The sequence below is a fragment of the Mycobacterium canetti CIPT 140010059 genome (assembly GCF_000253375.1).
Lineage (GTDB): Bacteria > Actinomycetota > Actinomycetes > Mycobacteriales > Mycobacteriaceae > Mycobacterium > Mycobacterium tuberculosis.
On sequence record NC_015848.1, the window covers coordinates 2498011 to 2510192 of the forward strand.

Consider the following 12182-nt stretch of genomic DNA (forward strand, 5'->3'; position numbering starts at 1 on the left):
GCCCACACCGGATGGTGTCTGCGCCAACTGTACCCATCCGCGATGGCTGCGACTACCTGCGCGGGCAGCGGCTCACTCCTCGATGGTAACCGGGATGGCCTGGTAGTGGGATTTCATGCTGCCCTCGCCGTTGGTATTCTCGCCGCCTGACGCACCGGTCTGGCCGCCGCCCGGCGGGCCTTCGGGTGGCGGTTTCGCCGACCGGTCAATGTCGTCGACTATGGCGCGGATCACCTCCAGCAGAGCCAGACTGTGATCCGCGATGACCGTCAGCAGCGGATGCTGCTCGCCGGTTACCAACGCTGCCAACGCGCACAACGGACACCACACTTGCTGGCACTTGCCGGTCCCGGGACCTCCACCCGAAGCCATCGCCGCCGCCACCCGCACCGCGGGGTCGATCCCATCGAGGATTGCCTGCGCCAGCTTGCGCAGCTCGGGACGAACGTCGGTATGGGCCCCGCTCACGTCGGCCACACCTCCGGATTTGGTCGGAAACGAACTGTTAACTCACCACCCCGCAGATGCGCGTCCAGCACCGTGCACCTCCGCAATACGGACGCCAACCGAACTCGGCGCCGCATCCCCCCAGCACTGACGATCAAGTCGTCGTCGGCCCGGCCCAACGTCAGCGTCCCGGGATCGAGCTGGGGCAACGCTAGCCGCAGTCGGTATATCGACGCCAATCCCGACCCGGATTCCAGGTCCACAATAGGCTGTAGCGGGCCTGGCGGCGCGCTTCCTTGGCGACGACGGGCAATATCGAGCAACCCGCCCAGGGCCTTGGGGCCGATCGGTTCGCCGGCCAAGTGCGGCACCAGCACCAGTGCCACGTCACCGATGGTGGCATCGAGGTCGTCGAGGACGGCACGCTGCTCACCGATGCGTTCGGCATACCAGTGGAAAGCCGGATGGTCGGGCAGACTGCGATACTCATAGTTCTCGTCTTGCACCAGAAGCTGATTGACGAGCAGCTCTTCGACCCGGACCCCCATGAGCGCCAACGACCCCAGCGTCCGGACCGCCTCAGCGGCGACCACCCGCTCCGGAGTCAGCACCAGGTGGGCACTGACCAGGGCACCGTCGGTCAGCAATGTGCTTAGCCGCTCGACGCTGGCGCGGATGCGCTCCAGCAGTTCCGCCAGCACGGCTGACCTGCCGTCGTCGGCGCCGATGGACAACCTGCGATGCCGCGGCCAGGCACGTTCGACGTACAGCCCGAAGGTGGCGGGTAGCGTCAACATCCGCAAGGCGTCCGCCGTCGAGGCGCAGTCGACCACAATCCGATCCCATCGTCGGGCTGCCGCAAGCTCGCCGACGGCGTGCAGCCCCAGCACCTCCTGGATCCCGGGCAGCGCGCAGAGTTCTTCGGGCGCAATGCTGCTCAACTCGGAGCCCGGAAATCTGCGGTCCAGGGTCTCGACCACGTGCAACCACCGGCCCTCGAGCAGGGCCAGGGTATCCAGCGCCAGCGCGTCGAGAAATCCGCCCCCGGCTTCGGGGTCGTAGGCGAGCACGCGAACAGGATCGCCCTGACCGGTAGGCGGGACCGCGATGCCCAGCACGTCGCCCAGCGAGTGCGCCTGGTCGGTGGATACCACCAACACTCGCTGGCCGGCCCCGGCATCACATACCGCGGTGGCGGACGCCAGAGTGGACTTTCCTACCCCGCCCTTGCCGACAAAGAGACTGATCCGGGCCTGAGCCGGCGTACCGGAATCACTCAGCCCTCGACTCGTTTCTTCAGATCCTTCAACGCGCCGTCTATCAACCTGCGTTCCGCCTTACGCTTGAGCATCCCGATCATGGGGACAGCAAGGTCGACGGCAAGCTCGTAGGTGACCTCAGTGCCAGAACCCTTGGGCGCCAAGCGATACGTGCCTTCGAGGGACTTTAGCAGCGAGCTGGATTCGAGAGTCCAGCTAAGCGATTGGCGGTCTTCCGGCCACTCGTAGGACATGATCAAGGTGTCTTTGAAGATGGCTGCGTCCATCAACATTCGCGCTCGTTTCGGGTAGCCCTCGTCGTCGGCCTCTAGGATTTCGACTTCCTTATACTCCGAAATCCATTGCGGGTAGGCTTCGATGTCGGCGATCGCCTTCATCACCTCGCCTGGATCCGCGTCGATGTAAATCGTCTGTGTCGTCTTGTCCGCCACCTGGCTACTTCCCTTTCCCCGCAAGCGGGTCGGCCCCGGTCATCTGCGGGAGCTCCCGATCTCCCGGGGAGAAACGGTACTCCCTCGTGCCAACCTTGACCCGGTTAAGTTACCGGAGAAACCCCGATGGGGCGTGACCGTTCTAGCACCGTCTTGACCTCGAAGGCCATTTTTTTGCCCGCGACCCGTCGGTGGTGCGTCATTCTGGCCAGGTTCATCCGGGCCAGCTGCCAGGCTGCTACCCCGGTCGGTTCGGCGTGCAGGAAATAGTGCAGTAGCACCCCATCCATCGACGGTTCCAGCCAGATCTCCATGGTGCCGGTCAGGGCGCCGGTAACCGTCCACCTGATTCCCTTGTCGGCACGATCCTCGGTGACCTGTAGCCGTAGGTCAGGCCACCACCGACGCCAGCTGCATCGATCCGCGACCGCGGCTGAAACCCGCGCGGCGTCGGCTGCGACATAGGTCTCGTCAGCGATCTGGATGCTGTTCATCGCCTCAGCTTCACATACCCGAGGCCGTGGGCAAGCCGGACCCCGAAGGGCACCAACCAACGGACACGCGATATCGGTCTATTCCGCACCGGCATCAACCCCTCTAGGCTTGACGACAGCAAACCGGACCCGGAAGACGGCAACAGGTCAAGTGAGGTGTTGATCGTGCGTGAGATTAGCGTCCCCGCCCCATTCACTGTCGGCGAGCACGACAACGTCGCGGCCATGGTGTTCGAGCATGAACGTGACGATCCCGACTACGTCATCTATCAACGCCTGATCGACGGCGTCTGGACCGATGTCACGTGTGCGGAGGCAGCCAACCAGATTCGTGCCGCGGCTCTCGGTTTGATTTCACTGGGGGTGCAGGCCGGCGATCGGGTAGTCATCTTCTCTGCCACCCGCTACGAGTGGGCGATCCTCGATTTCGCGATTCTGGCTGTGGGTGCGGTCACCGTACCGATCTACGAGACCTCGTCAGCGGAGCAGGTGCGCTGGGTTTTACAAGACTCCGAAGCGGTGGTGTTGTTCGCCGAAACCGACTCACACGCGACAATGGTCGCCGAACTCTCCGGCAGCGTGCCCGCCCTGCGGGAGGTACTGCAGATCGCCGGTTCGGGTCCCAACGCGCTCGATCGGCTCACGGAGGCGGGCGCCTCGGTCGACCCGGCCGAGCTAACCGCCCGCCTCGCCGCACTACGGTCGACGGACCCGGCGACACTTATCTACACCTCGGGCACCACCGGACGACCCAAGGGCTGCCAGTTGACCCAATCCAACCTGGTTCACGAGATTAAGGGCGCCAGGGCATATCACCCGACGCTGCTGCGCAAGGGTGAGCGGCTGCTGGTTTTCCTGCCGCTAGCTCATGTGCTGGCGCGCGCGATCAGTATGGCCGCCTTCCACTCCAAAGTCACCGTGGGATTCACCAGCGACATCAAGAATCTGCTGCCGATGTTGGCGGTGTTCAAGCCCACGGTGGTGGTGTCGGTGCCGAGGGTGTTCGAGAAGGTGTACAACACCGCCGAGCAGAACGCCGCCAACGCCGGCAAAGGGCGAATCTTCGCGATCGCCGCGCAGACCGCGGTCGACTGGAGCGAAGCTTGCGACCGCGGCGGACCGGGGCTGCTACTGCGCGCCAAGCACGCGGTGTTCGACCGGCTGGTCTACCGCAAGCTGCGTGCGGCACTGGGTGGCAACTGCCGCGCCGCCGTCTCCGGCGGCGCGCCGCTGGGTGCGCGGCTTGGTCACTTCTATCGCGGCGCCGGTCTCACCATCTACGAGGGATACGGCCTGAGCGAGACCAGTGGGGGCGTCGCCATCAGCCAGTTCAATGATCTAAAGATCGGAACTGTCGGAAAGCCGGTGCCCGGCAACAGTCTACGCATCGCCGACGATGGCGAGCTGCTGGTGCGCGGTGGCGTGGTATTCAGCGGCTACTGGCGCAACGAGCAGGCTACCACCGAGGCATTCACCGACGGCTGGTTCAAGACCGGTGATCTCGGTGCGGTGGACGAAGACGGGTTCTTGACGATCACCGGCCGCAAGAAAGAAATTATCGTCACCGCGGGCGGTAAAAATGTCGCCCCCGCTGTGCTGGAAGACCAGCTGCGGGCCCACCCACTGATCAGCCAGGCGGTGGTGGTTGGGGACGCCAAGCCCTTCATCGGCGCGTTAATCACCATCGACCCTGAGGCATTCGAGGGCTGGAAGCAACGCAACAGCAAGACAGCTGGCGCGTCGGTGGGCGATTTGGCCACCGACCCCGATCTGATTGCCGAGATCGACGCGGCCGTCAAACAGGCCAATCTTGCGGTGTCACATGCCGAGTCGATCCGCAAGTTCCGAATACTGCCCGTCGACTTCACCGAGGACACCGGCGAGCTGACCCCGACAATGAAGGTCAAACGCAAGGTGGTGGCCGAGAAGTTCGCTTCCGATATCGAGGCGATCTACAACAAGGAATAGCCGACTGTGCCCGGCTCCTCCCCGGCCCGCTCAACGGGCCGCATCGTCGCCGCGCAGAAAATCTGCTAGCTTGGCGGCCAGCGTGTCCCAACGCCACTGCGCCGTGACCCATTCTCGGCCGGCGGCGCCCATCGCGACGGCCCGATCCCGATCGATCAGCAACTCGGCCACGGCGTCGGCCACCCGGTCCACCGAGTTACCGTCGACCACTAGCCCAGTCTTGTTGTGCTGCACCGTTTCCGGCGCTCCGCCAGAATTGCCGGCGATTACCGGCACGCCGGCGGCGGAGGCTTCGAGGAACACGATGCCCAAGCCCTCGACGTCCATCCCGGCGCCGCGGGTGCGGCATGGCATGGCGAACACGTCGGCCAGTGCGTGGTGGGCGGGAAGTTCGTCGGTTGCCACGCCGCCGGTGAACGTCACGTGGTCGGCCACCCCACAGTCGTGAGCCAGCTTGCGCAACGTCTCTAGATATGGACCGCCGCCGACAATCACCAACGCGGCTCCATCAACGCGACGCCGGATCGACGGGAGCGCCGTGACCAGGGTGTCCTGGCCTTTGCGCGGCACCAACCGCGACAGACACACTACCGTGGGCCGCTCGCCTAGCCGATAGCGCTTCCGCAACTCGGCGCGAGCGGCCGGATCGGGGCGGAACCGGTCGGTGTCCACTCCCGGCGGTAGGTATTCCAACGAAGCCGCGGGCCCGAACGCAGAAGCAAACCGGGACCGCGTGTAGCTGCTGACGAAAGTCACCACGTCGGTGCCGTCGCCGATGCGGCGTAGCACCGATCGGGCTACCGGAAGCATCGACCAGCCCACTTCGTGGCCGTGCGTGCTGGCCAACACCCGGCTAGCTCCAGCCAGCCGGGCACGCGGGGCCAGCAGGGCCAGCGGTGCGGCCGCACCGAACCAGACGGTTTCGATGTCGTGCTCGGCGATCAGCCGGCGCATCCGGACATCGACCGTTGGACCCGGCAGCATCACCGTGCTGGGATGGCGCACCACCCGGTAACCGGCAGCACGGGCTGCGTCGTCGAAGGCGTCGGCGCCTTTCCACTGCGGTGCATACACTGTCATCGCATGCGCTCGGGAGCCGACCAGCCGACCGACGAACTCCCCCAGATAGGACTGGATGCCCCCGCGTCGGGGTGGAAAGTCGTTAGTTACCAACAGGACCCGGCTCACCTGGGTCAGGCTAGCGGGTCCACCTTGCGTGAGCAGACGCAAAGTCGCCCAAAATCGCCGGTTTCCGGGTGATTTTGCGTCTGCTCGCGGCGGAAGCTAGCCCATTAGCCACCGCTGCCAGCGCGCGAGCAGGCCAGCGGCGTCAATGCCGAGGACGTCGTGGGCGGCGGTAGCCAGGTCGAAGTGTCCGACACCACAAGTGGCCAGATAAAGCTCACGCAGCTTGGCGGTACCGTAGGCGGCCGCGACGAACCGAGCGAACCACCACGCGCGGTCATATGCCAGCGAGCGCTGTGGCTCCGGAGTGTCCAGGTCGGTGTCCGACGGTAACGACAGCGCCACAGACACCGCATCCGCGGGCGGCGGGGTCTTGGGCCTGGCAACGAAATCGGCCACCCCCTCGGCCAGCCATCGAGGTGCATCCAGGGCCGTGTCGGCCCGGGCCGCATAGTGAAAAAGCTCGTGGCCCAACACTATTCGTAGCGCCGCTGGGCTCATGTGTGCCGCGCCCGGCGCGAACACAATCCGTTGGCCGACCACCGTGCGACGAGCAGGATCGACACGGTCGACCACCGTGATCGCGGCGATGTCCGCCCATTGCGACGCCAAACCCCCGCCTGCGGCGGCATGAAACTGCTCGTCGCTACCGGCGGCAACCACAAAGATGTCGTGCGACCAATCGGTGCCCCAGAATGCCACCACCTCGTCGACCGCGGCGTCGATGCCCGCCGCGATGCGCGACAGCAAGCGGTCGGTGGCCGCGCCACCAAGGCTGAGCAGCCGCACCGTGCGGTCGTCGGCGACCCGCAGCGCGACAAACCCATCGGCTGGCGCGACCACCTGTGCCGGTGCTGCAGGTCCATCGCGCACCGGATTACCAGACAGGGCCGCCGCGCCAATCAGCTCCGCAACAAACAGACAGGCCAGCAAGATCCGAGGGCAAAGCCGCCGCGCGACGAGCCGGTCAGTAACGGCGGGCGTCGTAGATCGGCCCCGACGAGTCCATCGGCACCACCCGCACCGGAACACCGTAGGTGGAGGAATGAACCATAAGACCATCACCGATGTAGATGCCTGCGTGTGACGCGTCGGAATAGAAGGTCAACACGTCGCCGGGCTGCAGATCCGACAACGCGACCGGCTGACCACCGTGAGCCAGCGCCTGGCTGGAGTGCGGTAACGCGATACCAGCCTGCTGGAACGCCCACATCACCAAGCCTGAGCAGTCGAACCCGCCGGGCGCGGCACCACCCCACGCGTAGGGTGCGCCGACCTGCGTCAACGCCGCTTGGACAACGGCCGTACGGTCGCCGCCAGCGCCGTCGGGCTGCACGAAAGGCAATCCGGGCATCCCACCAGGCGGCGGCGCCACGCCAGGCGCCGGGCCGTCGCCAGGCGGCGCACCGGGCGGCAACGCCGCAGGTGGGGCCCCGGGGGCGATCGCAGCAACCGCCGGGACCGGTCCTGGATCAGCGAGGGCCGTGCGCTCCTCCGGCGTCAACGCGACGTATTGCGACTTGACGACGGCAATCTGCACCTGCAGCTGGCTCTGTTTGTGCTGCAGATTCGCTCGTACCGCGGCAGCTTGCTCGGCCGCGGACCTGGCATCGGCCGCCGATTTGGCTGCAGCCTGCTCGGCCTTGACGGCCTGCTCTCCAGCGGCCTTGAAACGGGCCATCTGCGTGGACATTTGATGCGCCATCAGCCGCTGTACCGATAGCCGATCGATCAACAGTTGCGGGGACTCCGCCGTCAGGATCGCATCCATGCCGTGGGTACGACCACCCATGTAGGTAGCGGCCGCGACCTTGTTCACCGCCGTCTGAAAAGTCGCCAAGCGTGCTCTCGCAGCATCCAAGGCCGTTCTGTTGTCCGCAAGCTTCTGGTCGGCGGCCCGCTGGGCAGCGAGCTTTTCGTTGAGATCCAGCTGCGCACTGTGCAGCGCCTCGGTGGTCTGCTCGGCCTGCCGGGATAACTCGTTGAGCTTGGCCAGCGCGTCGTCGGCCGGATCAGCCAGCACATTCGCGGCCAGGACGCCGGAGGAGACGGTGAAGCTCGCAAAGAAACCTATGGCGGACCGCATGATTACACGCGCGATCAACCACCTCTGGTCGAGCCTCAAAATTTGCTTCCTTAAACGGGCCATCGACGGATGACGTCGAGCTGGTTTAGGTCTCAAACAGGTTACGAAACGATCTCGGAATTGTCCAAAAGGGGAAGTTAAGAAAATGGATAGATTTCTACCATTTCGCTGTGGACGATCGTACTTCTGCTATAGGGCTCCAGGGGCATCGACACGCAACGACCTTACGCGACACCGGATCCGCGCTGGCGGCGGACCGGCACCAGGCGCAACCGAGGGGCCAATCCGACATCGGCGAGCACTTCCAACGCAGCACGCTCGTCATGCGACAGGCTTTCCGGTACCCCGATGAGCACGCTGACCACACAGTCGCGGCATCCAGATCCGCGCGCCGCGCAATCGTCACAGTCGATTACCACCGGCGCCCCCGGCCCGGGGGCTGTGCCGCCGCTAGTGTCTGGTCCGCTGCGTGCCATGGGGTCGTTCCTCTCGGCTTGGCTCATGAGGTCGTCCGAACGCTAATCGCGAGCACCGACATCCGTTGCCGCCGCGTGCGCGCTCGGCGTAGGGAGCGTTTGCGTGTCGGTGCAGGGGCCTAACGTCGCGGCCATGGGTGCAACCGGTGGGACTCAGCTGAGTTTCGCCGACCTGGCACACGCCCAGGGGGCAGCCTGGACCCCAGCCGACGAGATGTCCCTGCGCGAGACCACCTTCGTCGTGGTCGACCTGGAAACCACAGGTGGGCGCACGACGGGTAACGACGCAACACCGCCGGACGCGATCACCGAAATCGGGGCGGTCAAGGTATGCGGCGGCGCGGTGCTCGGTGAATTCGCCACCCTGGTAAACCCGCAACACAGCATTCCGCCCCAGATCGTGCGGCTCACCGGTATCACTACGGCGATGGTGGGTAATGCCCCGACGATCGACGCCGTCCTGCCGATGTTCTTCGAGTTCGCCGGCGACTCGGTGCTCGTGGCCCACAACGCTGGGTTCGATATCGGATTCCTGCGCGCCGCCGCGAGGCGGTGCGATATCACCTGGCCCCAACCACAGGTGTTGTGCACGATGCGGCTGGCCCGGCGGGTGCTGAGCCGAGACGAAGCCCCTAGCGTGCGCCTGGCCGCGCTAGCGCGGCTGTTCGCCGTCGCCAGCAACCCCACCCACCGCGCCCTCGACGACGCTCGCGCCACCGTCGACGTGCTGCACGCACTCATCGAGCGAGTGGGCAACCAGGGCGTGCACACCTATGCCGAGCTGCGCTCGTATCTGCCCAACGTGACCCAGGCGCAGCGCTGCAAACGGGTACTGGCGGAAACACTGCCGCACCGGCCGGGGGTGTACCTGTTCCGCGGACCGTCGGGCGAGGTGCTCTATGTCGGCACCGCGGCGGACTTGCGCCGCCGGGTAAGCCAGTACTTCAACGGCACCGACCGCCGCAAGCGGATGACGGAGATGGTCATGCTGGCCAGCTCGATCGATCATGTCGAATGCGCGCACCCCCTGGAGGCCGGTGTCCGTGAGCTGCGGATGCTGTCGACGCATGCCCCGCCGTATAACCGCAGGTCGAAGTTCCCATACCGGTGGTGGTGGGTGGCGCTCACCGATGAAGCATTTCCACGCCTGTCGGTCATCCGGGCCCCGCGACACGACCGCGTCGTCGGCCCGTTCCGATCCCGCTCCAAGGCCGCCGAGACGGCAGCGCTGCTGGCACGCTGCACGGGACTGCGAACCTGCACCACTCGGCTGACACGTTCCGCCCGGCACGGACCCGCCTGCCCCGAGCTGGAAGTGTCGGCCTGCCCGGCCGCCCGCGACGTCACGGCCGCGCAATACGCCGAGGCGGTACTGCGCGCGGCGGCCTTGATCGGCGGATTGGACAACGCCGCGCTGGCCGCGGCCGTTCAACAGGTCACTGAGCTCGCCGAGCGCCGTCGCTATGAGAGCGCTGCCCGACTGCGTGACCACCTCGCCACCGCCATCGAGGCGTTGTGGCATGGCCAACGATTGCGAGCACTGGCCGCGCTGCCCGAGTTGATCGCCGCCAAGCCGGACGGCCCCAGGGAGGGCGGCTACCAACTGGCCGTCATTCGCCACGGCCAACTCGCCGCTGCCGGCAGGGCACCGCGCGGGGTTCCTCCGATGCCTGTGGTCGACGCCATCCGCCACGGCGCTCAGGCGATCCTGCCTACGCCGGCACCGCTCGGCGGGGCACTGGTGGAGGAGATCGCGCTCATCGCCCGCTGGCTGGCCGAGCCGGGAGTGCGCATCGTCGGGGTCTCGAACGACGCCGCAGGGTTGGCCTCCCCAGTGCGCTCGGCCGGCCCGTGGGCAGCGTGGGCGGCAACGGCGCGCTCGGCCCAGTTGGCCGGCGAGCAGCTCAGCAGAGGTTGGCAGTCAGATCTGCCGACCGAACCGCACCCATCGCGCGAGCAACTGTTCGGCCGCACCGGTGTCGATTGCCGCACTGGCCCGCCGCAACCCCTCCTCCCAGGCCGGCAGCCATTCAGCACGGCTGGATAATCCGGCGTGGGCGACGATCGCACCGGCGGCGTTGAGCACCACAGCGTCCCGGACCGGGCCCCTGGCACCGCCCAACACCGCGCGCACCGCGGCCGCGTTGGCTTGCGCATCGCCTCCAGCCAGCTGGTCAAGCTGGGCGCGCGCAAACCCGAATCCGGCGGGATCAAACGTCAACTTATCCACGCTGCCCGCCGCAACGCGCCAGATCGTGCTCGTGGTGGTGGTGGTCAACTCGTCCAGCCCATCGTCGCCGTGTACCACCAGCACACTGGACCGGCGCGCAGCAAACACCCCGGCCATCACTTCGGCGAGGTCGGCGAACGCGCATCCGATCAGTCCAGCCCGGGGCCGGGCCGGATTGGTCAGCGGCCCGAGAAGATTGAACACGGTGGGCACACCGATCTCGCGGCGTACCGCGGCCGCGTGCCGGTAGGAGGGATGGAACCGCGGCGCGAAGCAGAACCCGATCCCAACCTCCGCGAGGCTGCGCGCGACCAGGTCGGGTCCCAGGTCGATGCGCACCCCCAGCGCCTCCAGCGTGTCGGCGCCACCGGACAACGAGGACGCCGCTCGGTTGCCGTGCTTGACCACCGGCACACCCGCAGCCGCCACCACAATCGCCGCCATGGTGGATAGGTTCACCGTGTTGACTCCGTCGCCACCGGTGCCGACGACGTCGACGGCGTCGTCGGGGACCGTATCGGCGGGCAACGGATGCGCGTGGCTGAGCATGACGCCAGCGAGCTCACCGACTTCGTCGGCGGTCGGAGCCTTCATCGTCATCGCCACCGCGAAGGCGGCGATCTGCGCCGGCCGCGCATTGCCGGTCATGATCTGGTCCATGGCCCAGGCAGCCTGGCCCCGCGCCAGATCGCGGTTGTCGGTCAACCGCCCCAAAATCTGCGGCCAGGACGGCACCGATGCGGCTTCTGCTTTCGGCGAGCCCCCGCGAGATCCCCCCGAAGAACCCTCAGCTGACAGCGCCACGCGCTGATGGTCCCATGAGGATCAACCAACCCCAACCGCGCCCTGAACACGTCGACGACTTGCGCTAACCAAACGGCCGGGCGACACGCGGAACTGACTTACCGAAATTTCCGACCCGGGTAGAGTTCGACAACTACAAAGCGTCATACTTGCGGATGTGACGAGTGCTGTTGGGACCTCGGGTACTGCCATCACATCGCGCGTGCATTCGCTGAATCGGCCCAACATGGTCAGTGTCGGCACCATAGTGTGGCTATCCAGTGAATTAATGTTCTTTGCTGGGCTGTTCGCGTTCTATTTCTCGGCACGAGCTCAGGCCGGCGGGAATTGGCCGCCGCCACCGACAGAACTGAATCTGTACCAGGCCGTCCCGGTCACGCTGGTCCTGATTGCCTCGTCGTTCACCTGCCAGATGGGCGTGTTCGCGGCCGAACGCGGCGACATCTTCGGGCTGCGCCGCTGGTATGTGATCACATTCCTGATGGGCCTGTTCTTCGTTCTGGGCCAGGCCTACGAGTATCGCAACCTGATGTCGCACGGGACGAGCATCCCCAGCAGCGCATACGGCAGCGTGTTCTATCTGGCCACCGGATTCCATGGACTGCACGTCACCGGCGGCCTCATCGCCTTCATCTTCCTGCTGGTACGCACTGGGATGAGCAAATTTACTCCGGCGCAGGCCACAGCCAGCATCGTCGTCTCTTACTACTGGCATTTCGTCGACATCGTGTGGATCGCGCTATTCACCGTGATCTATTTCATCCGATGAGCCGGCGTCCGA

General features: G+C 66.0%; 11 protein-coding genes and 1 pseudogene. 3 read left to right on the forward strand and 9 right to left on the reverse strand.

The genetic code is table 11. From position 1 onward, the window contains the following. Positions 1 to 72: 72 nt before the first annotated feature. The 4 genes from MCAN_RS11545 to MCAN_RS11560 all read right to left on the reverse strand — a co-directional run bounded on the left by MCAN_RS11545 (position 73) and on the right by MCAN_RS11560 (position 2652). Positions 73 to 468, reverse strand: a complete 396-nt coding sequence (locus MCAN_RS11545) for a DEAD/DEAH box helicase family protein (protein WP_003411344.1) — start codon at positions 466 to 468, stop codon at positions 73 to 75. Continuing rightward, positions 465 to 1727, reverse strand: coding sequence for an ArsA family ATPase (locus tag MCAN_RS11550; RefSeq protein WP_181518767.1), 1263 nt, complete (start codon positions 1725 to 1727; stop codon positions 465 to 467). Before MCAN_RS11550 ends, MCAN_RS11545 begins: the two co-directional genes overlap by 4 nt. Beyond that, a complete protein-coding gene (locus MCAN_RS11555; RefSeq protein ID WP_003411354.1) occupies positions 1724 to 2158 on the reverse strand; it encodes an SRPBCC family protein in 435 nt (144 codons plus the stop codon). Before MCAN_RS11555 ends, MCAN_RS11550 begins: the two co-directional genes overlap by 4 nt. Before the next feature lie 104 nt (positions 2159 to 2262). After that, complete coding sequence (locus MCAN_RS11560; protein WP_003411357.1) at positions 2263 to 2652, reverse strand: hypothetical protein; 390 nt, start codon at positions 2650 to 2652, stop codon at positions 2263 to 2265. 165 nt (positions 2653 to 2817) lie between these two features. Between MCAN_RS11560 and MCAN_RS11565 the strand changes: the two genes are divergently transcribed. Further along, positions 2818 to 4620 (forward strand): AMP-dependent synthetase/ligase, encoded by a 1803-nt coding sequence (locus tag MCAN_RS11565; protein WP_014001171.1) that lies wholly within the window; start codon positions 2818 to 2820, stop codon positions 4618 to 4620. Positions 4621 to 4650: 30 nt separating this feature from the next. Here MCAN_RS11565 and pimB read toward each other — a convergent pair whose 3' ends face one another. The 4 genes from pimB to MCAN_RS11585 all read right to left on the reverse strand — a co-directional run bounded on the left by pimB (position 4651) and on the right by MCAN_RS11585 (position 8394). Next, positions 4651 to 5808, reverse strand: coding sequence for a GDP-mannose-dependent alpha-(1-6)-phosphatidylinositol monomannoside mannosyltransferase (gene pimB, locus MCAN_RS11570; protein ID WP_014001172.1), 1158 nt, complete (start codon positions 5806 to 5808; stop codon positions 4651 to 4653). Positions 5809 to 5904: 96 nt separating this feature from the next. Then, the gene (locus MCAN_RS11575) at positions 5905 to 6678 is read right to left on the reverse strand and encodes a hypothetical protein (protein WP_014001173.1); all 774 of its coding nucleotides are present in this window, start codon (positions 6676 to 6678) and stop codon (positions 5905 to 5907) included. Positions 6679 to 6772: 94 nt separating this feature from the next. Continuing rightward, positions 6773 to 7930 carry a peptidoglycan hydrolase RipC gene (gene ripC, locus MCAN_RS11580; protein WP_014001174.1) on the reverse strand — a complete coding sequence of 386 codons (1158 nt, stop codon included), beginning with the start codon at positions 7928 to 7930 and terminating at the stop codon, positions 6773 to 6775. A gap of 185 nt (positions 7931 to 8115) precedes the next feature. Beyond that, the gene (locus MCAN_RS11585; RefSeq protein WP_003908818.1) at positions 8116 to 8394 is read right to left on the reverse strand and encodes a hypothetical protein; all 279 of its coding nucleotides are present in this window, start codon (positions 8392 to 8394) and stop codon (positions 8116 to 8118) included. Positions 8395 to 8500: 106 nt separating this feature from the next. Between MCAN_RS11585 and MCAN_RS11590 the strand changes: the two are divergent. After that, positions 8501 to 10351: pseudogene (locus MCAN_RS11590) on the forward strand (DEDD exonuclease domain-containing protein); the annotation flags it as partial. Here MCAN_RS11590 and trpD read toward each other — a convergent pair. Further along, positions 10289 to 11401 (reverse strand): anthranilate phosphoribosyltransferase, encoded by a 1113-nt coding sequence (gene trpD, locus MCAN_RS21535; protein ID WP_003411387.1) that lies wholly within the window; start codon positions 11399 to 11401, stop codon positions 10289 to 10291. The pseudogene MCAN_RS11590 and the gene trpD sit on opposite strands and share 63 nt — an antisense overlap. A 157-nt stretch (positions 11402 to 11558) precedes the next feature. Between trpD and ctaE the strand changes: the two genes are divergently transcribed. Further along, positions 11559 to 12170 (forward strand): aa3-type cytochrome oxidase subunit III, encoded by a 612-nt coding sequence (ctaE, locus tag MCAN_RS11605; RefSeq protein WP_003411389.1) that lies wholly within the window; start codon positions 11559 to 11561, stop codon positions 12168 to 12170. Positions 12171 to 12182: the final 12 nt, after the last annotated feature.